At 40.2% G+C, this 26,739-nt stretch carries 17 protein-coding genes and 1 riboswitch; of the genes, 12 read left to right on the top strand and 5 right to left on the bottom strand.

The features are described from left to right. Positions 1-80: 80 nt before the first annotated feature. Together BLS33_RS10915 and BLS33_RS10910 are read right to left on the bottom strand one after the other, a co-directional pair. On the bottom strand, positions 81-1,049 hold the full coding sequence (locus BLS33_RS10915) for an electron transfer flavoprotein subunit alpha/FixB family protein (protein WP_089888554.1): 969 nt from the start codon (positions 1,047-1,049) through the stop codon (positions 81-83). A gap of 81 nt (positions 1,050-1,130) precedes the next feature. After that, positions 1,131-1,877 carry an electron transfer flavoprotein subunit beta/FixA family protein gene (locus BLS33_RS10910; RefSeq protein ID WP_089888552.1) on the bottom strand — a complete coding sequence of 249 codons (747 nt, stop codon included), beginning with the start codon at positions 1,875-1,877 and terminating at the stop codon, positions 1,131-1,133. A gap of 181 nt (positions 1,878-2,058) precedes the next feature. On the opposite strand from BLS33_RS10910, the gene BLS33_RS10905 reads away from it, so the two are divergent. From BLS33_RS10905 to BLS33_RS10890, 4 genes are all read left to right on the top strand, one after another. After that, entirely contained in the window at positions 2,059-3,036 is a 978-nt protein-coding gene (locus BLS33_RS10905) for a pyruvate dehydrogenase complex E1 component subunit beta (protein ID WP_089888550.1), read from the top strand. Positions 3,037-3,141: 105 nt separating this feature from the next. Then, complete coding sequence (locus BLS33_RS10900; protein WP_089888546.1) at positions 3,142-5,643, top strand: DUF5686 and carboxypeptidase-like regulatory domain-containing protein; 2,502 nt, start codon at positions 3,142-3,144, stop codon at positions 5,641-5,643. 84 nt (positions 5,644-5,727) lie between these two features. Then, positions 5,728-6,255 (top strand): inorganic diphosphatase, encoded by a 528-nt coding sequence (locus BLS33_RS10895; RefSeq protein ID WP_089888544.1) that lies wholly within the window; start codon positions 5,728-5,730, stop codon positions 6,253-6,255. 116 nt (positions 6,256-6,371) lie between these two features. Beyond that, positions 6,372-8,747 (top strand): sodium-translocating pyrophosphatase, encoded by a 2,376-nt coding sequence (locus BLS33_RS10890; protein WP_089888542.1) that lies wholly within the window; start codon positions 6,372-6,374, stop codon positions 8,745-8,747. 75 nt (positions 8,748-8,822) lie between these two features. Here the strand turns inward: BLS33_RS10890 and BLS33_RS10885 are convergent, their stop codons facing one another. Then, positions 8,823-9,539, bottom strand: coding sequence for an energy transducer TonB (locus BLS33_RS10885; RefSeq protein ID WP_089888540.1), 717 nt, complete (start codon positions 9,537-9,539; stop codon positions 8,823-8,825). Positions 9,540-9,744: 205 nt separating this feature from the next. Here BLS33_RS10885 and BLS33_RS10880 point away from each other — a divergent pair, with 205 nt between their 5' ends. After that, a complete protein-coding gene (locus BLS33_RS10880) occupies positions 9,745-10,749 on the top strand; it encodes an App1 family protein (protein WP_089888538.1) in 1,005 nt (334 codons plus the stop codon). Between the two features lie 36 nt (positions 10,750-10,785). Here the strand turns inward: BLS33_RS10880 and BLS33_RS10875 are convergent, their stop codons facing one another. Continuing rightward, entirely contained in the window at positions 10,786-11,400 is a 615-nt protein-coding gene (locus BLS33_RS10875; RefSeq protein ID WP_089888536.1) for a deoxynucleoside kinase, read from the bottom strand. 289 nt (positions 11,401-11,689) lie between these two features. Here BLS33_RS10875 and BLS33_RS10870 point away from each other — a divergent pair, with 289 nt between their 5' ends. From BLS33_RS10870 to BLS33_RS10845, 6 genes are all read left to right on the top strand, one after another. Beyond that, positions 11,690-12,550 carry a GLPGLI family protein gene (locus tag BLS33_RS10870; protein ID WP_089888534.1) on the top strand — a complete coding sequence of 287 codons (861 nt, stop codon included), beginning with the start codon at positions 11,690-11,692 and terminating at the stop codon, positions 12,548-12,550. Between the two features lie 51 nt (positions 12,551-12,601). Further along, entirely contained in the window at positions 12,602-15,280 is a 2,679-nt protein-coding gene (locus tag BLS33_RS10865; RefSeq protein ID WP_089888532.1) for a carboxypeptidase regulatory-like domain-containing protein, read from the top strand. Between the two features lie 301 nt (positions 15,281-15,581). Beyond that, positions 15,582-16,838, top strand: a complete 1,257-nt coding sequence (metK, locus tag BLS33_RS10860) for a methionine adenosyltransferase (RefSeq protein WP_089888529.1) — start codon at positions 15,582-15,584, stop codon at positions 16,836-16,838. A 134-nt stretch (positions 16,839-16,972) separates the two neighbouring features. Beyond that, a riboswitch (SAM riboswitch) is annotated at positions 16,973-17,082 on the top strand. Positions 17,083-17,313: 231 nt separating this feature from the next. Further along, positions 17,314-18,588, top strand: a complete 1,275-nt coding sequence (locus tag BLS33_RS10855; protein WP_089888526.1) for an O-acetylhomoserine aminocarboxypropyltransferase/cysteine synthase family protein — start codon at positions 17,314-17,316, stop codon at positions 18,586-18,588. Positions 18,589-18,640: 52 nt separating this feature from the next. Further along, the gene (gene thrA, locus BLS33_RS10850) at positions 18,641-22,027 is read left to right on the top strand and encodes a bifunctional aspartate kinase/homoserine dehydrogenase I (protein WP_089888524.1); all 3,387 of its coding nucleotides are present in this window, start codon (positions 18,641-18,643) and stop codon (positions 22,025-22,027) included. Positions 22,028-22,105: 78 nt separating this feature from the next. Continuing rightward, on the top strand, positions 22,106-23,272 hold the full coding sequence (locus BLS33_RS10845) for a trans-sulfuration enzyme family protein (RefSeq protein WP_089888523.1): 1,167 nt from the start codon (positions 22,106-22,108) through the stop codon (positions 23,270-23,272). 340 nt (positions 23,273-23,612) lie between these two features. Here BLS33_RS10845 and BLS33_RS10840 read toward each other — a convergent pair whose 3' ends face one another. Then, the gene (locus BLS33_RS10840; protein WP_089888521.1) at positions 23,613-25,121 is read right to left on the bottom strand and encodes a TolB family protein; all 1,509 of its coding nucleotides are present in this window, start codon (positions 25,119-25,121) and stop codon (positions 23,613-23,615) included. A 496-nt stretch (positions 25,122-25,617) separates the two neighbouring features. On the opposite strand from BLS33_RS10840, the gene BLS33_RS10835 reads away from it, so the two are divergent. Continuing rightward, the gene (locus BLS33_RS10835) at positions 25,618-26,649 is read left to right on the top strand and encodes a metallophosphoesterase family protein (protein WP_089888518.1); all 1,032 of its coding nucleotides are present in this window, start codon (positions 25,618-25,620) and stop codon (positions 26,647-26,649) included. Positions 26,650-26,739 lie beyond the last annotated feature (90 nt).

Here is a 26,739-nt window from a genome sequence, read left to right as displayed (position 1 = left end):
CTATAAACCAAAAAAGGCTGTTCAAAAAAAGGGATGACCAATTATTTGAACAGCCCTTTAGGGGCGTAAATTAACAAAAATTAAGCGTTTTGAGCTTTAAATTCTTTTAATTTTTCAGTGAGTTTAGGTACAATTTCGAAGGCATCTCCTACAATTCCGTAGTCCGCGGCCTTGAAAAACGGCGCTTCCGGATCGGTATTGATGACAACTTTTACCTTTGAAGAACTTACTCCGGCCAAATGCTGAATGGCTCCTGATATACCAATTGCGATATACAGATTACTGGCTACGGGTTTCCCTGTTTGCCCTACGTGTTCACCATGCGGTCTCCAGCCCATATCGGAAACAGGCTTCGAACATGCCGTGGCTGCGCCCAGAACATCGGCCAATTCTTCGATCATACCCCAATTTTCAGGACCTTTTAAACCACGACCACCGGAAACAACGATATCTGCATCGGCAATGGTCACCTTGCCGGCAACTTTGTCGACTTCTACCGATTTAACGGCAAAACTGTCATCGTTGATGCTCGGGCTGAAATCTTCAACCGTAAGTTCAACTTTATTTTCTACGAGACCGAAAGCATTGTTCGATACCCCGATAATTTTATTTTCCGTACTGATTTGTGTAAAGGCGAAGCTCTTGTTACTGAAAGCGGTACGTTTTACCACAAACGGATTGGTGCTTTCGGGCGCTGCAACGACATTGGGCACATAACCCGCCTTTAATTTAGCGGCCAAAATCGGCGCTAAAAATTTAGAGTTGGCACTTGAACTAACAACAATTACAGTTGCTCCCTCTTTTTCTGCCGCTTGGGCAATGGCATCGGCATAGGCCAAAGCAGTAAAGGTGTTCAAGTTTTCATTGGTTACGTTGAGCACTTTTGAGATACCGTAATTGCCCAAATCATCATTTTCTGAGGCGTTGAACGATAGGGCAGTAGCTGAAGAGCCCATCTCACTGGCGATCGCACTCGCATACGACGCTACCTCGAGGGCGCTTTTTTTGAACTTTCCGTTTTCTGACTCTGTATATACTAAAACTGACATAGGTTTATCAAATTTTAATTCTCAAGCATTTTTTCCTAAAATCAAGCAGGAACCAGCGCTTGTAATTATATTTATATAGGATTAAATCACTTTTGCTTCATTATGAAGCAATTCTATCAACTCATCAATGTTTTCGGCATCGATCAGTCTGACCGCTCCTTTTGGGGCGGGCTTTTCAAATTTAGTGTCTTCCGTTGCTTTAGTAGCTTCGATCGGCTCGATAACATTCAAGGCTTTTTTTCGGGCCATCATAATACCGCGCATATTGGGGATGCGTAAATCGCTTTCTTCTACCAATCCCTTTTGTCCCGCGATGACGAGAGGTAGGGTAGTGGCTATTTTTTCCTTTCCACCATCAATTTCGCGAATCGCTGTGGCGTTAGTACCATCAACTTCTAAATTCGTACAAGTGTTCACGAAATTCATACCGAGCAGGGTCGCTAAAATACCGGGCACCATGCCGCCATTATAATCGATTGACTCCCGACCTGCGATGACTAGATCATAACCGCCATTTTTGACGACCTCGGCCAATTGTTGGGCGACAAAATAGCCATCGGTAGGCACGCTATTGACTCTTATCGCCTCATCGGCTCCAATAGCCAAGGCTTTACGCATTGTAGGTTCTACCGTTGTTTCGCCAACAGTCGCAACGTGAACAGTAGCACCCTGTTTTTCTTTGAACCACATGGCACGAGTCAACCCGAATTCGTCATTGGGATTGATTACAAATTGTACGCCGTTGGCATCAAATTTTGTGTCACCATCGGTGAAATTTATTTTTGAGGTAGTGTCCGGAACGTTGCTTATGCACACTAATATTTTCATACTATATATTTAAGGCTTAAAAAGAATGCTGCTAAGATAAGTAATCTTTTTAAAAAATGCTATGCACGCATAATAAATAATATGGATTTTTTTAATTCCTTCACTCGGTGTTTTGATAGATATTTTCCTATTTTTGCTAGCATTCTGAGAATTAATGTTTGACAAGGACAACCAAATATAAATGAAGACACTACAGTTTAGACAGGCCATAGCGGAAGCGATGTCGGAAGAAATGAGAAATGACGAGAGCATCTATTTAATGGGTGAGGAAGTTGCCGAATACAATGGCGCTTACAAGGCCTCTAAAGGGATGTTGGACGAGTTTGGCCCAGATAGGGTTATCGACACGCCCATTGCCGAATTAGGTTTTGCAGGTATTGGCATAGGTTCAACAATGGGCGGTAACCGACCCATTATCGAGTTTATGACGTTCAACTTTGCCTTAGTGGGTATCGACCAGATTATCAATAACGCAGCGAAAATTCGACAAATGTCGGGTGGGCAGTTTCCCTGTCCCATAGTTTTTAGAGGACCAACGGGCTCTGCGGGTCAATTGGGCGCTACGCATTCCCAGGCTTTCGAAAGTTGGTATGCCAACTGTCCGGGCTTAAAAGTTGTTGTGCCGTCAAACCCGGCCGATGCAAAAGGATTGTTGAAAGCGTCGATTCGCGATAATGATCCGGTCATTTTTATGGAATCTGAACAGATGTACGGTGACAAAGGAGAAGTTCCTGAGGGAGATTATACTATTCCATTAGGTGTTGCCGCTATCCGTAGGGAAGGTACCGATGTTACCATCGTTTCTTTTGGAAAAATTATTAAGGAAGCCGATAAAGCTGCCGATGAATTGGCCAAAGAAAACATTAGCTGTGAAATAATAGATTTGCGAACGGTCAAACCTTTGGATTATGAGACCGTTTTAAAATCGGTCAAAAAAACAAATCGACTTATAATTTTAGAAGAAGCTTGGCCTTTTGGCAATGTTGCGACCGAGCTTACCTATCATGTTCAGTCCAACGCATTCGATTATTTGGATGCCCCGATAATAAAAATCAATACAGCGGACACACCGGCGCCCTATTCTCCAGTGTTATTGGCAGAATGGTTGCCCGATTATAAGGATGTAATCGAAGCTGTTAAAAAAGTAATGTATAAATAAGGTAGGCAAATTTGTAAACCTAAATATGCTTCGCCGACCAAATGTTGGCGAAGCTTTTTTTATTGGAACAGTATTTGATTGAACAGAACTGACAACCTATTTTAGATGAAGAAACTGATTCTTCCCTTATTACTTTTCATTACTGTAGTTGCCCTTGGCCAAACAAAAGTGGGTGGTATCGTTTTAGACGAAAACGGGCAGCCTGTGGCCTTTGCCAACGTACTTTTCAAAAATTCTTACGAAGGGACGATAACTAACGACAATGGCCGATTTTATATGGAATCGGACAATACGCATGACCTATTATTGATTTCTTTTATAGGTTATGAAAGTAAAGAGGTAAACCTTAGTGCTAAGGTGACCTATGACATGGAAATTAGTCTGAAAGAGTCGACCGAGCAGTTAGATGAGGTGGTGCTAATAGCAGGGAAACAATCAAAAAAGAACAACCCAGCTGTCGATATTTTGCGAAAAATATGGGCTAAAAAGCGTGAAAACGGCGTCCGGAAGTTTAAGCAATACGCCTATGATAAGTACGAAAAAATAGAATTCGACCTGAATACTATTGATAGCGCCTTGATGAAGCGAAAGATTTTTAAGGGACTCGAATTTGTTTTTCAAGACCTTGATACCTCACGCATAACGGGTAAGACCTATCTTCCGATATTTCTGAACGAGACTTTTTCAAAAGTTCATGGTGATAACCTTTTAAATGAGGAAAAGGAAGAAGTTATCGGGAATAAAAATTCCGGATTTGATAACAATCAGGCTATTATCGCTTTCGTTGCCGATCTCTACCAAGATTATGATATCTACGATAATTACCTGAAATTTTTTGATAAAAGTTTTACGAGTCCGTTATCACGAACAGGGGTCGATACCTATAATTACGCCTTGAGGGATAGTGCCTTTATCGAGAATAAATGGTGCTATAACATTGTGTATTATCCACGGCGTAAAAACGAACTGACCTTTAAAGGTGACTTTTGGGTAAACGATACAACCTTCGCCATAAAGAATATCAATTTACAGGTAACCAAGAGCGCCAATATCAACTGGGTCAAGGAAATCTATATCGAACAAGATTTCGATGTGGTCAACGATTCGGTCTTTCTCTTGAAAAGAGATTATATGCTCAGTGATTTTAGTTTCCAGAAAAAGGAAGAGTCACGGGGCGTATATGGGAAACGAACCACTGTATATGACGGTTACGTTTTTGATCAACAAAAGGCCAAGGAATTCTATAAGGCCGTTGGCAACCCTTACGACCCTAATTTGGTGATAAAGGATGATGCTTTCTGGCAAAAGAATAGATTGGAAGGCCTTAATAATGATGAAAAGGGCATTTATCAGCTTTTAGATACGCTTAAGACCGTTCCCAAATTTAAATCATACTATAATATCGTTAGTATATTAGGTTCCGGCTATGTAGAAATAGATAAATGGAATATGGATATCGGATCTGTATATGACGTTTTTGGGTATAATCAGGCAGAAGGCCCCCGTGTACGCGCCGGCCTTCGAACGTATTATGGAGAAAATGATCCTTGGCGGTTAGAAGGGTATATGGCTTACGGTTTTACCGACCATAAATTCAAGCACGGTGCCTCAGGTAAGTTTTTGTTGGATCGAAAAAGTCGATTGATCATCTCTGGTGGTAACCGCCGTGATATCGAACAATTGGGTGTAAGTTTGACAGCGACCAACGATGTTTTGGGGCGTAGCATCGCCTCTTCGTCCTTAGTGACGGTCGGGGCAAATAATAGGCTCACAAAAATTAACTTAAGTACCTTTGGTATTGAAATGGAGCCGTGGACGAATGTACGGATCGGGGTAGGTAGTACCTTTCGTACCCTTGGTTCCGCTCTGCCAGATGATTTCAGTCTAGATTATGTCGACCCTACGTCCGTCACCGGAATATCTTCCGAAATACGGCAATTCGATTTTAATGCCATTATGATTTATACGCCAGGGCGAAAAACTATTGGTTACGGTGTCGAGCGCAGGGGCATGAACGATAATTACAGTACGTTGCTGCTGAACTATACCCGAGGTATCGATGGTGTTTGGGGAAGTGATTTCAACTATAATAAAATTCAATTTTCCTATAGCCAGCCGTGGCAAGTTGGCGGTTTTGGTCGATTGTTCAGTACGGTTGAAATAGGGAAAACTTTTGGTGAAGTGCCTTTGGGACTTTTAAATGTAATACCCGGTAACCAAACATTTTTCTCGAACTACGGTACTTTTCCTAACCTTGATTTTTATGAATTTGTGACCGATACTTACGTATCGTTGCATTTGCAGCATAATTTTAACGGAAGGTTGTTTTCAAGAATTCCGTTGATTCGAAAGCTGAATTTGAGAGAAATAATTGGTTTACGAGGGGTATGGGGGCAACTTTCCGATGAGAATATAGCGCTAAGTGCGCCTGCAAGTCTGAATACGCCATTGCAGGCACCCGATGATAAGATGTATTATGAGTATTCCATAGGGGTCGGTAACATCTTTAAAATCTTGCGTATAGATTTTAATTTTAGAGGAAACTATTTAGATAGCCCCAATGCGCGGCCTTTTAGTATTACGGGAACCTTTGGCTTTGATTTTTAAGTTTTGTCCAAGATAGCAACAATAAGTAAAGGAGTAAAGATTACAATAGAAACCATTAACTTTAATTATTAAATAAGTAGAAGTATGAGTGCAAAAGAAAAAATAACATTTGACGTATTGATCGAAATCCCCAAAGGAAGTAGAAATAAATACGAGTACGATTTTACGTTGCATAAAATACGATTTGATCGAATGCTCTTTTCATCGATGATGTATCCTGGTGATTACGGTTTTGTTCCTGAAACATTGGCTTTGGACCATGATCCATTAGATGTTTTGGTGATGGGTACCGAACCTACCTATCCCATGGTCGTTATGGAGGTAAAACCAATAGGCGTATTCCATATGACAGATGAAAAGGGACCCGATGAGAAAATAATATGTGTTCCTGTATCGGATCCGATTTGGAGCAACAACAACGATATAAGTGATTTGAATCCACATAGATTAAAGGAGATTGAGCATTTCTTTCAGGTTTATAAAGATCTCGAGAAAAAGAAGGTCGATGTTGGTGGATGGGGCAACGCTGAAGAAGCCATAAAGATTTACCACCAGTGTGTAAGCCGCTATGAAAATAGTGATCACAAAAAAAAGCGAACTTTTACGATATAAGTAAATCGAAATCCAGTTGAGAGCCTCTTTTATCAAATAAATGAGGCTCTTTTTTTATTCTGCTCAATTTTACTACATTAGAGCCCGTTAAAAAAACCTTAAAAACGACGTAACATATGGAATTAGTAATTCAATTATTACCAGCCTTTGGGCTAGTGGCACTCTTGTTTGTTTTTGTAAAGAATAAATGGGTCTCCAAACAAGAGGTTGGGGATGCTAAAATGGCTCGGATTGCCAAGAATATAGCCGACGGAGCCATGTCTTTTTTGAAGGCGGAATATAAAATTCTCTCGATTTTCGTAATTGCTGTTGCCATATTGCTCTTTTTCAAGGGGAATAACGAAGTTGGGTCAAATGGTATGGTCGCCGTGTCATTTGTAGTGGGTGCCATCTGTTCGGCTTTGGCCGGGTTTATAGGGATGCGCGTAGCCACTAAGGCCAACGTGCGAACTACACAGGCCGCCAAAACAAGTTTGGGAAAGGCTTTGGAAGTAGCTTTTGCCGGAGGCGCCGTTATGGGGCTAGGAGTGGTTGGCTTGGGTGTTTTAGGCCTGAGCGGACTTTTTATGATCTATCAGAATATTTGGCCTGGTGCCGATAATTTGGGATTGGTATTGAATGTGCTTTCAGGCTTCTCTCTGGGAGCTTCGTCAATTGCTCTTTTTGCCCGTGTAGGTGGTGGTATTTATACCAAAGCTGCTGATGTAGGTGCTGATTTGGTGGGTAAGGTTGAAGCGGGAATTCCTGAAGATCACCCGTTAAACCCTGCAACCATTGCAGATAATGTTGGTGATAATGTTGGTGATGTTGCCGGTATGGGGGCTGACCTTTTTGAATCATACGTAGGGTCGATAATTGGTACCATGGTATTGGGTGCATTTATCATCACTCCCGGTTTTGAAGGTCTAGGTGCGGTATATCTTCCCCTAGTTCTGGCTGCGGTAGGTATTTTGATGTCTATTATAGGCACTTTCTTTGTAAAGGTTAAAGATGGTGGAAACCCACAAACTGCGTTAAATGTTGGTGAATTTGGTTCTGCCGGTTTAATGGTGATTGCCTCTTATTTTATAATTAATGCTTTGATTCCTGAAAGTGTCGAAGGCTTGCCACATGGGGCAATGGGAATTTTCTGGGCTACTTTGGCCGGTCTTATTGCTGGTTTAGGAGTTGGTAAGATTACAGAATACTACACAGGTACGGGTACAAAACCAGTAAATTCTATTGTAAAACAATCGGAAACTGGTGCTGCAACAAATATTATCGCAGGGTTAGGTGTTGGTATGATGTCCACAATGATTCCTATTTTATTGATTGCTGCCGCTATTTTAGTATCGCATCATTTTGCAGGACTCTACGGAATAGCTATCGCTGCTGTAGGTATGTTGGCAAACACAGGTATTCAATTGGCTGTTGATGCATACGGACCTATTTCTGATAACGCGGGTGGTATAGCCGAGATGGCCGAGTTAGACCCAGAAGTACGTGAGCGCACTGATAAATTAGATGCTGTAGGTAATACGACCGCTGCCATTGGTAAAGGTTTTGCCATTGCTTCTGCAGCCTTAACTGCCTTGGCATTGTTTTCCGCTTTTATGAAAGTTGCGAACGTAACTTCTATCGATGTTTCCCAGCCTAAAATTATGGCAGGACTTCTTGTTGGTGGAATGCTTCCTTTTGTTTTCTCTGCCCTATCAATGAATGCGGTAGGTAGAGCCGCTATGGCAATGATCGAAGAAGTTCGACGTCAATTCAGGGATATTCCACAATTAAAAGCAGCATTGGAAGTAATGCGTGCCGTAGATTCAGATATGTCAAAAGCAACTCCGGAACAACGCGCTATTTTTGATGCAGCTGATGGACTAGCTGAGTATGATAAGTGTGTTGACATTTCTACGAAAGCATCTATTAAAGAAATGGTATTGCCAGGACTTTTGGCGATTGCTGTTCCTGTAGCCGTTGGTTTTATCGGCGGAGCCGAAATGCTAGGTGGTCTTTTGGCAGGTGTAACAACTTGTGGTGTTTTAATGGCAATTTTTCAGTCGAATGCCGGTGGTGCATGGGATAATGCCAAGAAAATGATCGAGTCTGATGGCCGTAAAGGTTCAGATGCCCATAAAGCAGCTGTTGTCGGTGATACCGTAGGTGATCCTTTTAAAGATACTTCCGGACCTTCATTGAACATCCTATTAAAGTTAATGTCGGTTGTTGCTTTGGTCATAGCACCAAGTATCGCTTTGAATGTTGATGGTATGGGTCTTAATGAAAAAACAAACCAAATACAAATCGAAATGAATGTTGATAATGCCGATTTGGCCGAGGCGACTATTGCCTATTCAACTGTGGTTAATGGCCAAAAAGTAATGGATGAAAAAACCTTTAAAGGAACGCAAGCGGACGTAAAAGGCCAGTTGGTTGCTTTTGAGAATACAACCATTGCTTCTAAAGGTACTTCGACCGAGATTACCATCGAGAAAATCGATATACGAAAGTAGCTTAGCTATTTTTTTCAAATATAAAAGAGGCAATCCCTAAAAGGTTTGCCTCTTTTTTTGTTTGTATAAAGCTATTTACTGCAGTTTAAAATTGATAGGCATACTGAACGGAACCCGTACAGGTACACCGCGTTGTTTCCCTGGTGTCATTTGAGGTAGTTTTCCAATGATACGCCCAGCTTCCGTTTCGAGGCTTTTATCGGGTCCGCGCATACGTATATTTCCGATGCTTCCATCTTTTTGAATGTCGAACATTACGCTCACCCTTCCTTGAATTCCCATTTCTTGGGCAACTTCGGGATATTTAAAATTCTTACTGATATGTTTGTTCATCTTTTCTTGAAAACATGCGCGCATGGCTTCCGCACCCTTATTTTTTACCTTTTCACATCCTGGAAAGATAGGAACATCTTCAATCACCATAAAAGATATTTCTACAGGTTCTTCTTCTTCCACCACCACTACATCGAGTACTTCGATTACCTCTTCTTGATCCGTTTCGGTTGATTCTATTATTGTTTCTTCAACTTCTTTGTTGTCTTCCACCACTTCAATGATAACAGGTGTAGGAACAGGCGGTGGGGGTGGAGGGGTTTTTACATGCATCGTAATGGGCACCTCTTCGATCAATTCATCCGCCACGTTCAATGAAATATCATAACCATGCATATTATCGTAGGTCTTCCATTCCAATGCCACGTAAGTCAGCAGCATAACCAGGCACAAACCGATTACAAAATAAAGTCCTCTTTTGTTGTTCAAATCTTTTGTGGGATTTTTTTTTGGTTCCATCTTCTTAAAATTTAAAGTTAATATGTGATAAATGTATCGTGCGGTTGTCAACAAAAAAAGGAGCAATGAGGGAACAGGTGTTTTGATCGAGTGAAATTCACATAGAAAGAACAAATAGTAGAAAATATAAGTAGAATGCTTTTAAGACACGAAAGTTGACACCGGTTTGCGTAAAGTCTAATGGCTTATTTCTATATTTGATACAATGGTATTTTTCAACAAAAAGGATAAGCTACAGATCATCGCTTTTCAGAGTTACGGCACCGATACACACATATATGCCCGTGGTAGAGCTTTGGAAGATGAGCAGATAGGGCTGGCGGAAAAAGGAATTCTAAAGCTGATTATCAACACGTGGAAACGATTCGGTACCGATGAAGTTCGAAATACGGGTTTGACCTTAAAATTGCCAGATGGCAGAACGGTTACTGGAACGACCGACAATGATGGTTATTACCTTTTGGAAGAACCATCTGCAAATCTAGAAGCGTTAACTAATGAAGAGGGGTGGTTGCCTTATGAGATTTCTTATAATGATGCTTCTTTAAAGCGGGAAATATTGCATCAGAATCGTTTTCCAGGGGAAGTGTTGATTCCCTCGAAGAAAGCCGCGTACGGTGTAATTAGCGACATAGATGATACCATCATACATACCGGGGTTGCCTCTTTTCTTAAATGGCGCGCCGTATTCAATACTTTTTTTAAGAATGCAGGTAGCCGTTCGCCATTAAAGGGCGCCGCTAATTTCTATCATCTTTTGCATCGGGGCAAGACAGGTAAAGGGGTGAATCCTATATTTTATGTGAGTCACAGTCCTTGGAACCTATATCGCTATCTAGAATTCTTTTTAAAGGAGAATAATTTTCCTAAAGGGCCTATTTTATTAAGAAGTTTTTCAACTATTTTCCAACGAAAAAAAGAATCGGAGAAGCCCCAAAAACAAAAGGAAATCATCAATATCCTGAAAACATACCCGCAGCTTCCTTTTATTTTGATTGGTGATAGCGGTGAACACGATGCCGATATCTATATTGAGATAGCACAGGCCCACCCAGATAGAATATTGGCAATTTACTTGAGGAGTGTTACACATCGAAAGAAAATGACCAGGATCAGGGGGTTGTTCGAAGAATACCGAACAACCCCGGTTTTACTGGTCGAAAATAGCGAAAAGGCCATTGAGCATGCCCGTGAAAATGGCTTTATCTAGAATTTGCGAGGTTTTTAAACCCGTGTAGTGTAATTTTTAAAATAAACCGTTTATTTCTGCGTCGATTTTATTGATAACGATACCCAAGTCTTCAGGGTTGTCAACAAAATTTAGGTTGTCAACATTGACAATCAATAGATTTCCTTTCTCGTAACCATGTACCCAAGCTTCGTAGCGTTCATTCAAGCGGCTCAAATAATCAATGGAAATGGAGTTTTCATATTCCCTGCCTCTTTTATGTATCTGGTTGACCAAATTAGGGATGCTACTTCTCAAATAAATTAGAAGGTCGGGCGGCTGCACCAAACTTTCCATAAGTTCAAAAAGACTCGAGTAGTTCGTAAAATCACGATTGGTCATCAATCCCATCGCGTGTAGGTTAGGGGCAAAAATAAAAGCATCTTCGTATATCGTTCGATCTTGAATGATGCTTTTGCCGCTCTCCCTGATTTTTAAGATTTGCCGGAACCTGTGATTAAGAAAGTGAATTTGTAGGTTAAAGCTCCATCGCTCCATTTGATTGTAAAAATCGTCTAGGTACGGATTGTCGACAACTTCTTCAAAATGCGCTTCCCAATTATAATGTTTGGCCAATAGTCTTGTCAAGGTAGTCTTACCGGCACCAATATTTCCAGCAACAGCAATATGCATAGGGTATTCTGATTTATGATTAGTGTTTTTCAATTTAGTTTATGGGGAGTACAAGATACAAGATAACTATAGGAAGTAAAAACCTTTGTAATAATATCAAGAAAAAAAATAGAAAAAAATAGAAGCGGGGAATTTTGATTTTTTTTCAACTAGGTATTAAACCTAATGCATTTAAAACAGTCCAATGAAATATGTATGAATTAATAGCATAAATTGAGCATGGTATTTCGGGGAGTCAATCGAAAGCACATGCTCAAGAAATCCTTCTAAAATCAAAAGAGACCAACAGATGAAAAATAGAACAATAACGGCTTTGCTCATCATTTTTACCACGTATTGTGGTATTTCTCAAGATTTTCAAGGGAATGCGACGTACGAAAGCAAGACACAAGTGAACATGGACTTTGGTAATAGGCAAATGCCGGAAGACCGAAAGAAGGAAATTATGGAGCGCATGAAGAAAGCGAACGAAAGAACGTACGAACTTGCCTTCAATGCGACGGAATCGATATATGAAGAAGTTGAAAAGCTTGATCAACCCGGGAATGATAGGGGTGGACGCGGAGGGCGTTTTGGTGCCATGGGAGGTGCCGGCGGCGACTTGTATAAAAATATTAAAGATGAAAAGTACCTGGTCAAGAATGACCTTTTCGGTAAAATATTCTTAATTGAAGATAATCTAGAAAAGTTAGATTGGAAACTGGAAAGCGATACCAAACAGATTGGCAATTATACTGCATTCAAGGCAACGGCGGTCAAGACGGTGAAACGACCTAATATGCGGGCCATTTTCAGAAGAAGGGGCGAAAATAATAAAGAAGAAGAAGAAAATAAAGAAGAGGAATTCACGGAGAAAGAGGTGTCGATTGTGGCATGGTACACACCGGAAATTCCTATAAATCAGGGACCCTCGGGATATTGGGGGTTACCAGGGCTTATTTTGGCCGTAAGCGACGATGTGACCACAATTGTTTGCTCTAAGATTACCATGAACCCCAAAGATAAAATCGAAATTAAGGCGCCCAGCAAAGGCAAGAAGGTGACCCAGGCCGAATACGACGAAATCTCTCGTGAGAAAATGAAAGAGATGCGAGAGAATTTTCAAAATAGACGTGGCGGTCCAGGGGGTCGTGGAGGCGGTAGATTGTAGAATTGACTTTCCAGTAGTACTCAATAATTTTTTACTTCAAAATATATTTGGATGAAAATCACTTTGCCTTTTATCATCTTTTTAGCCTTGAGCTTTGTTGGCTCGGCCCAAGAAATTTCTCTGTCAGGTACCGTTAAGGATAGCACCGGTACGGGAGTTGATATGGCAAATGTGATTGCCATCAATACGGAGACAAAAGGTTTGGAATCTTACGGTATTACCAATCATGCGGGGCAGTACAAACTGAAATTAAAGACGGCGAATCAGTATACCGTTAAGGTAAGTTATTTAGGGCTGAAGACCGAATCTTTTACTTTTACGGCAGGTGAAGTCAATGCTATCAAAGATATTGTAATGCAAGAACAGGCCGCCGAGCTTGATGAGGTAGAAGTAACTTACGAAATGCCCGTGTCAGTAAAAGGGGATACAATTATTTACAATACCGATTCCTTTGTTTCAGGTACCGAGAAAAAATTAAAGGATGTACTGAAAAATTTACCGGGAATCGAAGTCAATGATGACGGTCAAATAGAAGTGGAAGGAAAGACTGTAACCAAAGTGATGGTCGAAGGAAAGGATTTTTTTGATGGCGATTCTAAACTGGCCGTCGAGAATATTCCTGCCAATGCGCTGAGCAAGGTAGAGGTCTTAAAGAACTATAATGAGGTGTCACAGTTGAAGGGGCTAACGAACGATGATGATAATGTGGCTCTGAATATCCGACTAAAAGAAGGTAAAAAGAAGTTTTGGTTTGGTGAGCTAACCGCTGGTTACGGCCCCGATGACCGATATTTGGCACATCCGAAGTTATTTTATTATAGTCCCGATTATAGTATTAATATTATAACGGATTTGAATAATTTGGGAGAAGTTCCCTTTACCCGTAACGATTACCGAAATTTTACTGGAGGTTTTAGAAATATAAATTCTCGGGGCGGTAGTTCTATCGGCGTCGGTTCTGACGGATTAGGACTTTCTACTGCCCAGAACAATAGGGCAAACGATATCGACACCAAATTTGCAGCGGTAAACTTTAGTTATGCGCCGACCAAAGCGTTGGATCTGAGTGGGTTCGGAATCTATTCCTACACCGGTACCCTGATGAAATCACAAAGAAGTACCACTTATATTGCCAGTGACGATATTGAGAATGCAACTACGAATACCGATCAGACGGTTCATTTGGGCCTGGCCAAATTGAGTGCGAGGTACAAGCCGACCGCTAACCTTCAGTTAGACTATGATGCACTGCTAAAACAATCTGACGATAATGAAGTGGTAGATGTACTCTCAATAGCTAATATTACCGATGAAATTTCAGAAGTCAAAAAACAAAAGCCCTTGTCGGTAAATCAAAATTTGAACCTTTACTACACTTTGGATGACAAAAATATCTTTGCGGTAGAAGCCCAGCATTTGTATCAAGATGAAGACCCGTTTTATGAAGCGGTACGAAATGAGTTTGCTTTTACTAGTATATTTCCTGTGGATGAAAATCAAAATCTTTATAATTTAAATCAAGTCAAGAACGTCGTAACCAATAAAGTCGATGCCAAAGTCGATTATTATCATGTTTTGGGAGCCAAAAGTAATTTGAACTTTACTTTAGGAACGACACAAAGCCATCAGAATTTTAATTCGGCGATTTATCAGATTTTAGATGGAGGTAGCACTTTGGATATGAATGGAACGGACTTTGAAAATGATGTAACCTTTAATGTGTCGGATCTCTACTTGGGGTTTCATTATAAAGTAATATCAGGAATTTTCACCTTCAACCCGGGCCTTACCTTACATCAGTTCAATGTTAAAAATGATCAACTGGGGAATGTTGTGGAAGACAATCTTACTTCGTTATTACCCGACGTATACATTAATGCACAACTGAAAAAGTCGGAAAACCTAAGGTTTAATTATCGTGTGACCCGCTCATTTACCGATGTTAATAAATTTGCCCAAGGGTATGTGCTCAACAATTACAATTCGGTCTATCGTGGTAATAGAGATCTTGAGAGTGCATTGAACCATAACCTCTCATTAAATTTTTTCAGTTTCAATATGTTCAATTTCACGAATATATTTGGTAATGTGACCTACACCAAAAGAATCGACGCTTTAAAAAGCAGTGCCAATATTGTAGCAATTAACCGAATCGGTACGACGATCAACTCTAATTTTGAAGATGAATCACTATCCGCAAATGGCCGATATGAGCGTACTTTCGGTAAGATTAAGGGTTCTGTCAGAGGAAGCTTGTCATGGTCTACGACCAATAACTTGGTAGATAATGCGCAGCGCACCTCGAATTCTTTGACTCAGAACTATACCGGGGCACTGTCTACCAACTTTAAAAATGCGCCGAATCTTGAACTGGGGTATCGCTATAATGTGAACAACTATGACAACGGCGGTCGCGAAACCACCTATTACACAAGCAGACCCTATGCCCGGTTTGATACAGCTTTTCTTAAGAATTTTATTTTTACACTTGATTATGATTATTACAACTATACCGATAAAGAAAATACCATTGATAATGCGTATAGCTTTTTGGAATCAAATTTGACCTACCAGCAAAAGGATAGCCGTTGGGAGTTCGGTATCAAAGGCACCAACCTATTTAATACTAGCATACTTAACCAAGATAGTACCAATGAACTCTTTTTCTCAACACAATCATATTTTGTGCAGCCCAGGTATGTGCTGTTCTCAATCAAGTACGATATATAAGGTAAAGGGGCTTCTTTATACGGTTGCATTAAATCTGATTTTCGATACTGTTTGACAAATTACAACCCGATCACTTTCAGAACAAAACATTTTTTATACTTTTGTAGCTCATAATCATGAGGAGGGATTTGACTGATTGCAACCTCAAGTATTCTGAATAAATTGTGCGACCCGATAAAAGGGTTGATTTAAAAATTTATTCAGTTTAAAAAATGCTAAAGCAGTTGATATTTTTATATCATACTTCCTTTAGCTTGCAGCAATTTTTTCAAATCTTCTTTTTCAAAAAAAAAGTAATATCATGTCGTATTTGTTTACTTCGGAATCTGTTAGTGAAGGACATCCCGATAAAGTCGCCGATCAAATCAGTGATGCTTTATTGGATCATTTTTTAGCTTTCGACCCAGAAAGTAAAGTAGCTTGTGAAACGTTGGTTACAACGGGTCAGGTTGTTTTAGCCGGTGAGGTGAAAAGCAATACGTACTTAGATGTACAGACTATTGCCCGAGAGATAATCAACAAGATCGGCTACACTAAAGGCGAGTACCAATTCAGTGGAGATTCCTGTGGGGTCATTTCACTCATTCATGAGCAGTCTCAAGACATCAATCAAGGTGTTGACCGAGGTTCGAAAGAAGAGCAAGGTGCGGGTGACCAAGGAATGATGTTCGGCTATGCCACAAAAGAAACGGAGAATTACATGCCTCTGGCACTTGATATCTCTCATAAGATTCTGCAGGTTTTGGCCGATTTAAGACGCGAGCTAAAAGAAATCGATTATTTACGGCCTGATGCGAAATCACAAGTTACCATTGAGTATTCTGATGGAAATGTACCACAGCGTATCGATACCATTGTTATCTCTACCCAGCACGATGCCTTTGATCAAGATGACAATGCGATGTTGGCGAAAATTAAAAAAGATATTATTTCGATTTTAATACCTAGGGTCAAAGCACAATTACCGAAAGAAATTCAAGCTTTGTTCGATGACCAGATTACATACCATATCAATCCTACAGGAAAATTTGTAATCGGTGGTCCACATGGGGATACTGGTCTTACCGGTAGAAAGATCATTGTTGATACCTATGGAGGAAAAGGTGCCCATGGAGGTGGTGCATTTAGTGGTAAGGACCCGAGTAAGGTTGATAGAAGTGCTGCATACGCCGCAAGACATGTAGCGAAGAATTTAGTTGCAGCAGGGGTTGCCGATGAAATATTGGTACAGGTAAGCTATGCTATTGGTGTAGTGGAACCAACTTCTATTTTTGTAGATACTTATGGAAGGGCTAATGTTGATTTAACCGATGGGGAAATCGCTGAAAAGGTTTCCGAACTATTCGATATGCGACCTTTTGCAATTGAAAAAAGGTTAAAATTACGGGAGCCCATCTATCTCGAATCTGCTGCCTATGGTCATATGGGCAAAGCGAATAAAATGGTAACTAAGGTATTCGAATCGCCCTATAACGGGAGAATAGAAAAAGAGGTTGAACTCTTTACCTGGGAAAAATTAGATATGCTCGATGAAGTGAAGGCTGCTTTTAAATTGTAAGCGTTTCCACTGTTCTTTTTGAGCATTATTTGGGGTGTTTCCCCACATTGGCGGAAAATTATTTTGAAAATAAGTATTGCATTTTAGTTTTCCGCCATTATATTTGTCAATCCAAAGTTCAAACATATATTGAATGGTTATCAAGAAAGGTGGAGGGAATAGACCCTTTGAAACCTTAGCAACCCTTTACAACCTTTACGTAAAGAAGGTGCTAAATTCTATCTTGACGTTGAATACATAATTCAACACCTTTTACCTTAAAGGCAGGAATAGATAACGAAAAACGAATTACAATAGTAATTTCTCTTTCTTTTTAACTTTTTGATTTTACCTGATTGCGGTCGGCGCAGGGTTTGGCTTTTTAATTTTTTTTGAGCACTTTCATGCCTCAAGAATAATTATATTCCCATTGAAAATGGGAGTTTATTAAAAAACCCGTATCTAAATAATAACGGATACATAAAACTAAAAGATTATGAGTGACCAAAAATTTTCAACGAATGCTTTGCATGCCGGGCATGATACAACAAAAACAGCAGGAACACGAGCAGTTCCTATCTATCAGACTTCATCGTATGTTTTTGATAATACAGATCATGCGGCTAATTTGTTCTCATTAGCGGAATTAGGGTTCATTTACACACGGTTGAACAATCCTACCAATGAAATTTTACAAAATAGATTGGCGGCTTTGGAAGGTGGTGTCGGAGCTGTAGTTTTTGCTTCGGGCGCTTCCGCTATTTCTTCAAGTTTAATGACGCTATTAAAATCGGGTGACCATATTGTGGCTTCGAGTAGTTTATACGGTGGGACTTTTAATTTATTGAATGTTACGTTGCCAAGATTGGGCATTACGACTACGTTTGTCGATGCTTCCGATCCGGAAAGTTTTGGAAAAGCTGTAAAAGATAATACCCGCGCATTTTTCGTAGAGTCACTAGGAAACCCGAAATTGGATGTATTGGACTTAAAGGCAATCTCAAAACAAGCCCAAGCAGCCCAAGTTCCATTCATCGTTGATAATACAGTTGCCTCACCTGCGCTATTAAATCCTATTGAATATGGTGCAAACTTGGTCGTTCACTCACTTACAAAATATATCGGTGGTCAAGGAACCTCTTTAGGTGGGGCCGTAATCGATGCGGGAACTTTTGATTGGACAAACGGGAAATTTCCAGAATTCACGGAGCCTTCCGCAGGCTACCATGGTTTGGTCTATAGCGAAGCTTTGGGTGCTGCCGCCTTTACTTTTAAATTGATTTTAGAAGGATTACGTGATTTTGGTGGAGCGTTAAGTCCGTTTAATGCGTTCCAAATTATTCAAGGTTTGGAGACCCTATCGGTACGTATAAAACAACACAGCGAAAACGCCTTGGCTTTGGCTACTTGGTTAGAAGCTAGGGAAGAAGTAGAATGGGTGAATTACCCAGGCTTGAAGAGTAGCAAATACTACGATTTGGCACAGGAATATTTACCAAAAGGACAAAGTGGATTGGTGACATTTGGCATAAAAGGCGGATTTGAAGCTGCAAAGAAGCTTACCGATGCGACTAAGATATTCTCTTTGTTGGCAAATATCGGTGATACCAAATCTTTGATAATTCATCCGGCAAGTACAACACACCAACAATTGACAGCAGAGCAGCAAGATGCCGCAGGAGTTGGTCAAGATTTGATTCGTTTGTCCGTAGGCTTGGAAGATCTTGATGATCTTAAAGCCGATTTAGAACAAGCTTTCGCAACACTATAAATTGAAACGGACCTTTCGGGTCGATAATACCCGAAAGGTCTAATTGATGACTATGTTACATCACCTCAAACTTAAGAATTTCACCACGCTTAGCGGGGTCTCTCAGCCTATCGACCTTTCTTACCAAGTATTTGGTAAAGAATTGCATTCGGCACCAATTGTTTTGGTCAATCATGCTTTGACCGGCAACTCCAATGTCACCGGAGACGATGGTTGGTGGTCTGCCATTATTGGGGAAGGCAAATGTATCGATACCAATAAATATACAGTTCTAGCCTTTAATGTTCCAGGTAATGGGCATGATGGTTTTGTTATCGAGAATTATAAAGATTTTGTGTCCGGTGATATGGCTCAAATATTTTTGTGGGGACTTCAAGAGCTCAAAATAAAGAAATTGTTCGCCATAATCGGGGGATCCTTAGGTGGTGGCATCGCTTGGGAAATGGCCGCTTTGAATCCGAAAATTACGGAGCATCTTGTTCCTGTGGCATCGGATTGGAAATCGACCGATTGGCTTATCGCCAATTGCCAGATTCAAGAGCAATTTTTAATAAATTCAAAACATCCGGTACACGATGCGCGCATGCACGCCATGTTGTGCTACCGCACGCCTGAATCGTTTAAAGAGCGTTTTAAAAGGAGTACCAATAAAGAACTTCAGGTGTTCAACGTTGAAAGTTGGTTGATGCACCACGGTGATAAATTAAAAGATAGGTTTCAATTGTCAGCCTATAAGTTGATGAATCAATTGCTGAAAACCATTGACATCACTAGAAATGGGGAACAGGCTTTTATAGACTTGCAGAACAGTGATACCAATATTCATATTATTGGGGTCGATTCAGATTTGTTCTTTACAGCAAAAGAAAATAAAGACACCTTCAAACAATTGGCCCAGGCGAACAGTAATGTGACCTATGGCGAAGTACAATCACTTCATGGTCATGATGCCTTTTTGATTGAGTTCGATCAGATGCAGAAACTGCTAAACGGTATATTTAACCAAAATGGAAAATCAAAAAAGATAAAGGTTTTAAAATTTGGTGGTAAATCGTTGAGTAACGGTGAAGGCTTGGGCAGAGTGCTCGAAATTATCTCCGATAAGGTCAAAAATGAAGAAAAAATAGCGGTAGTCCTTTCCGCCAGAGGGAAAAGTACAGATCAGCTAGAGGTCATGTTGGAAAAGGCAGCTAACGGGGAAGATTATAAAAAAGATTTTGAGGCTTTTGAGAAGTATCAAAAACATTCTTTTAAAAACGTCAATCTTTCTGACGAATTCAGGGGGTTGGTAAAGCTCTTTGAAGGGGTATCGTTATTGGGCGATTATAGTCCGAAAATTAAGGATGAGGTATTGGCTTATGGTGAATTGTTTTCGGCCAAGCTTATTACCAAATTGTTGATCGGAAAAGGCATTAAGGCTGAATTGTTCGATACCAGGGAACTTATTAAAACAGATGATACCTTTGGTGATGCCAAACTTTTGGAGCATGTTTCCAAAGAGAACATACTCAAGCGATTTTCTGAATTAGGGGATGATCATGTGGCAGTGGTAACGGGTTTTATTGCATCGACCTTAAACGGGGAGACCACCACTTTGGGTAGAAACGGAAGCAATTATTCTGCGGCTTTGATCGCTAATTTTTTAGATGCCGAAGAATTACAGAATTATACACATGTAGACGGTATTTTTACGGCCAATCCAGATTATGTTTCCGAGGCGAAGCGCATAGCAAACCTCTCGTATGCCGAAGCTAATGAACTGGCGAATTTCGGGGCTACCATTTTACATGCGAAAACGATAATTCCACTGATAGAGAAGAACATTCCGTTACGTATTCTCAATACCTATAATGATGATAACGAAGGCACTTTGATTAGTGCGAAATCAAGCAAGGAAGGTATCAAGTCGCTCTCGGTCATTGAAGATGTGGCGCTAATAAATTTAGAAGGTAGGGGGCTTTTAGGTAAAGTAGGTATCGATGCCCGTATTTTTAAAACTTTAGAGGCTAATAATATTAGCGTAAGTATCATTGCACAAGGTTCTTCGGAAAGAGGAATCGGTCTTGTCGTAAAACAAGATCGCGCACAGCGTGCCAAAAGAGCTTTAGAGGAAGAGTTTACAGGTGATTTTAAATCCAAAGACATAAATATGATTACCGTGACGGAAGGGGTTTCGGTAATTTCCATTGTAGGACAAGACTTGAGTACGTTTCATAAGCCGTACAATGCATTGATTAAAAACCAAATCGTTCCTTTACTTTTTAATAATACCGTTTCAGGCAAAAATGTGAGTCTGGTTGTCAAAAAATCTGACTTGCATAAGGCATTGAACGTTATGCACGGACAAATTTTCGGCATCAACAAAAAAGTGAATATCGCCATTTTTGGTCATGGAAATGTAGGAGGTACGTTGATAGACCAAATCTTGAAATCTTCCAAGACCATTGAAAAAAGAAAACAGGTCGATTTGAATGTTTTTGCAGTAGCCAATTCTAAAAAAGTGTTATTCAGTAAAGATGGAATTCCTAAAACGTGGAAATCTGCCATTAAGGATAAGGGGCAGCCATACGAATTAAAAGACATCTTTGACTATGCAAGAAAGAACCATCTTGAGAATTTAATTGTGGTCGATAATACGGCGAGTTCCGATTTTGTAGCGAACTATTTTGAGTTTGTAGAAAATGGTTTTGATCTGGTATCCTCCAACAAAATAGCGAATACATTAGGGTTCGATTATTATCAATTGCTACGGGAAGAGTTGGTGAAAAATCAAAAACAATATTTGTACGAGACCAATGTGGGTGCCGGATTACCGTTAATCGATACGATTAAACTCTTGCATTTGTCCGGAGAGAACATTACCAGGATCAAAGGTGTTTTTTCAGGCTCGTTAAGCTATATTTTCAATACCTTTTCAGAGGTAGGCGCACCATTTTCCTCGATTTTAAAAGATGCCATGCAAAAGGGGTTTACCGAACCAGACCCACGGGAAGACCTTTCCGGAAATGATGTGGGGCGTAAATTGCTGATTTTGGCACGGGAGCTTGATTTGCATAACGAATTCGCTGATATCAATATCGAGAACTTGATTCCGGGTGCCTTGCAGAAAGGGGATGTAGATTTCTTTTTAAAGAACCTTGATGTACTCGATGATAAGTTCAATGAGATAAAGAAAAATCAAAAACCGAATCAGGTACTGCGTTACGTGGGCGATTTGCACGGTAATTTGCAAAAGGAAAAAGGAATTTTGGATGTCAAATTAGTATCCGTACCCAAAGAAAGTGCTTTAGGGCAAGTAAAAGGATCCGATTCGATTATCGAAATATATACGGAGTCTTATGGTGAAAACCCGTTGGTTATTCAAGGTGCCGGTGCCGGTGCCGCAGTAACCGCTAGAGGTGTTTTTGGCGATATACTACGGATAGCTGAGAAGGGGTAGTTACGACTAATCCCTGAGGGACATTAATTAGGATTATAGGAAGATTGAACGGAGTAGAAGATTAAAAAGTGGATTATAATGAACAATAAAAAATTCGAAACCAACGCGATACGTACCCAATTGGAACGCTCACAATTTTTAGAGCATTCCTCGCCGATGTATTTGACTTCAAGCTTTGTTTTCGATGACGCCGAAGATATGCGCGCTTCCTTTGCAGAAGAGAAGGAACGGAATATCTATTCAAGGTACGCGAACCCCAATACGTCAGAATTTATTGAGAAGGTATGCCAGATGGAAGGTGCTGAAAGTGGTTTTGCTTTTGCTTCGGGTATGGCGGCCGTATTTTCAACTTTTGCCGCATTGCTCGATAGTGGAGATCATGTAATCTCCGCACGAAGTATTTTCGGTTCTACACACGGACTGTTCGATAGTGTATTTCCAAAATGGAATATCGATCATTCCTATTTTAAGATTGATGAGGTCGACACCATAGAAAGCCTGATCACACCAAATACCAAAATTCTATATGCCGAATCGCCGACAAATCCGGGGGTAGATATTCTTGATTTGAAAGTTTTGGGAAGAATTGCCAAGAAAAACAATTTGATTTTTATCATCGATAACTGTTTTGCATCGCCTTATTTACAACAGCCGATTAAGTTCGGGGCAGATTTGGTCATTCATTCAGGCACCAAGCTTATGGACGGACAGGGTAGGGTACTGGCCGGAATTACCGTGGGTACGGCTGCGCTTATCGATAAAATTTATCGATTTTCACGAATTACCGGTCCTTCGTTATCCCCCTTTAATGCCTGGGTGTTATCAAAAAGTTTAGAGACTTTGGCCGTTCGCGTCGATCGGCATTGTGAAAATGCACTGAAATTGGCCGAATTCTTAGAAGGCCATGAGGGAGTGAATTGGGTGAAATATCCGTTTTTGAAATCGCATCCCCAACATGAAATTGCAAAAAAACAGATGAAGGCAGGCGGCTGTGTCGTAGCTTTTGAAGTCAAAGGCGGACTAGAAGCCGGGCGAAAATTCTTCGATGCCATAGAAATGTTGTCGCTTTCGGCTAATCTAGGTGATTCACGTAGTATCGTAACGCACCCGGCATCTACGACCCATAGTAAATTATCTGTCGAAGAGCGCAATCAAACAGGCATTACCGATGGTATGGTACGCGTCTCGGTAGGGTTGGAGCATATCGACGATATTATTGCTGATATTGAACAGGCATTACAATAAAGGGAGGGAGTGGCTAAAAAGTGTTTGCAACCGCTTTTGCGAGGCACGAAGCAATCTGTAAACTACTGGAAATCTAGACACAGATTACTTCACTTTGTTCGTAATAGCGTTTGATACCCCCTTTTTAAACACCCCTTATTGTTCTCAAAGAATGTCAACCATGCTGAAAAAAACTGGAGATTTTCATGGGGCGAGTTTTATAGGCTGAAATTTATTGACTTTTATGCTTTTCAGTTTCTTCATTGCTCAAGCTTAAAATCTGGCAGCATTGGTAAATAAAATACCTTCTTTTTATTCCAAACATAGAAAAGTTGATGAATTCTCAGTTGCAACTGGTCAGCTATAACTTCGAATTTGAAATAAATGATATAAACCTACTGTCAGGAGACCAACTGGGTACATTTATTGAGCCTTGTCCACCATATAAATATCCAATTATCCTTGGAGTACCACCTTTAAAGGGTATAATGCGCAATAAGCAATGCTTGTAAAACGGGTGATCATTTGGGTCAATTTCCTTTGGAAAAGATATAAAAACAATCCATTTTTGATCTGGGCTAACATGGGGGAACCAATCATTGTATTCGTCAAAAGTTAGTTGTGTTTGATTTTTTCCTTCGGAATCCATGCTCCAAAGTTTCATTTTACCATTCCTTGCCGAATTGAAGAAGATTTGCTTACCGTCAGGGCTGTATTCCGGTCCATCATCTAATGTCTTTTGATTGGTCAATTGTTTTTCGTTGCCGGTCTTTAAATCAACGGAATAAATATCGTATTGACCTTTTCGGTGGCCTGTAAATATCATCTTTTGATTGTCGGGAGACCATCCGTGTAGGTAAGAATTCCCGACACCAGGTTTCGTAACCACTGCAGGTAGTGAGTCACCTTGAGAAGGCAGGTAATATATTGTAGAACTATTGTTGTCATTGCCGTTGTGATGACTTATGCCCAATAAGGTGCCATCAAATGATAATACATGGTCATTGTTGTTTTTGATTGCAAAACCGGTGTTCAGCGGACTTATAACCCCGTTATTCAGATGGTATCGATAAAGTCGCCCCTCGGAGTTATAGATTAATTGTTTTCCGTCTACCGTCCAATTAGGTGCCTGAATCGAGTTCGATGTGCTGTGAAGTATTTTTCGATGCCCTGTAGCTACTTCCATAATCTCTAGATTACTACCGATATAGTCTTTGTAGGGCTGAAAATCCGCGGCGGCCGGGCGAACAATCTTAACATTTCTAAACTTGGCAACTTCTACAATATCCGAGTTATGCGAGCTAACATAGAGGCCCACGTAGACTTGGTTTCTTAGGTGCGTACTTGTCAATTTAACCTCAACAAAATCTTGCCCGAACTTAGCGGTCGACATTATAAAATCATCCCCTTTTCTTTCCAATTGAATAACATCGGGTAAGCTGTCATTCGAAATTATTTCTTCCGTATTGCCATCAATCGTTTTACGAAATTGTAGAGAAGTCAATCCGTCTCCATGAGTGGTGGCATTGACATGGGGTGTTTCGCTGTTTAAATCATTTTTAACGATCCAGCCAACTTTTCGATGCGGGTCGACCCCTTCTCCCATAAAATCAACTTCGGCCCTTAAAATAAAATCACCTTGAAGTGTAGTCCATAAATAATGAAACTGATCCTCGTTGAACCACATGTTTTTGCCACTTCCGCCGATTACATAGGTTTGATCTGCTTCTTGATAATAGGCAAATCCTTTATTCGCGCAGTTGCCTATATCTAAATGATTGTCGAATATGCCCAAGTCCGTCTGGCCTTTTATGGGTTGAATTATCAAAATTAGAATTAGGATAGCTATGGCATCTTTGATATATCGCATTTTTTTAATTTTTGTAGTTTAATGTATCGGCAGAAGTATTACCTATATTATTGGTTCTAACACCTATCAAATTTTCAATACGCAACTTATACCTTCCCTATTTTAAAAGCACACTTCTTTTTAGGGTGAAGTATTCACCACCTATTTTTTTGCATTTCGTTACAATTTTTTAGTGCAACCCCATGGAATTTAAATTCTCAGGGAGAAACCCACTTGTTAGGCTTAAACCTGTTCATTCTTCCAAATTAAGAAATATAAGAATGTAAATTGATGAGTAGAGGATATAAAAAATAGACGTCCATTCTTAGGGGATATGCATATTAGCATCAATACGATACAATATTTTCGGAAGTTAAAGATGGAGATTAGCTATTAAACTACAAGCATCTTCAGATTGCGACGGTTGCTTTTTCTCCAAATAGCAGGTCAATTATGTTATATTTGTGTCAATCGAATTTTAAGGATAGAAAATTTTATAAAATCAATTCAACTAGTCATGATACGAAGATCATTCTTTCAAAAAACCACCGCGGCCTTATTAGGGTTAGGACTTACAGGAAAGGCTTTTGCAAACAAAAGGAATGGGAAGCCAAAAATGAAGTCTGAAATTTGCGCAACTGTTGAAGAGAATAAGTTATCCTTTTATTCAGAGGCTATTAAAGAACCGATCACTGTTTTTCATATTACCGACACCCATCTTTTTAAAGATGATGCAAGAGGAATTCCTTTTCAAGAGTTTAGTGGTCGAATGGCCAAGGCCTATAATGAAACAACGCATTTTCAAACGAGAGAAAAGACCAACCCTGAAGAGACATTTGTTGCAACTCTAAAACTGGCCAAAGAAGCAAATGCAGATTTAATTACATTGGTGGGCGACCTTTTTAGTTTTCCTTCTGAAATTGCTATCGAATGGGTTTTGGAACGATTGAAGGAAACAGGTATTCCATATATTTATATTGCCGGAAACCATGATTGGCATTATGAAGGAATGGAAGGTGCGCTTGAAGACTTGCGTGATACATGGATTCAAAAAAGATTGTTGCCCTTATATCAGGGAAAGCATCCGTTGATGGCAACTACCGATGTAAAAGGGGTTCGGTTTATAGCCATCGATAATTCTACTTACCAAATTAATCAAGACCAACTCGCTTTTTTTAGAGAGCAGGTAGCGAGTGGTTTGCCATTGGTACTTTTAGTTCATATCCCGATGTACGCCCCGGGAAAGCGTATCTCCTTTGGTTGCGGAAACCCGAATTGGGGCGCCGAGAGTGATACTAATTTTGAAATTGAGCGAAGACCGAAATGGCCGGAGTCAGGCCACACTCAAACAACATTTGACTTTCACAAAGAGGTGTTCTCTGCCTCAAACCTTCTTGGGGTATTTGCCGGCCATACGCATCGTTTTTCTATGGAATTGGTTAAAGGAACCCCTCAAATAGTGACAGACGACAATGCCAGTGGCGGTTATTTGGATGTACAATTTCTACCCTTGGAAAATAAAGACAAGGAATTAATTGCTGAATCTTAGGGAAATAATTCGGTTTTTAAGGAGAGTTTACATGGTGTCTTCCGAATAATCTGGACCAATTAGATTTAAACTGGTGATAAACGCTTTAGA

The sequence above is a fragment of the Kriegella aquimaris genome, assembly GCF_900103215.1.
Taxonomy (GTDB): domain Bacteria; phylum Bacteroidota; class Bacteroidia; order Flavobacteriales; family Flavobacteriaceae; genus Kriegella; species Kriegella aquimaris.
Note: the sequence above shows the minus strand (reverse complement) of the source record. Positions and strands in the feature narration are given on the sequence as shown.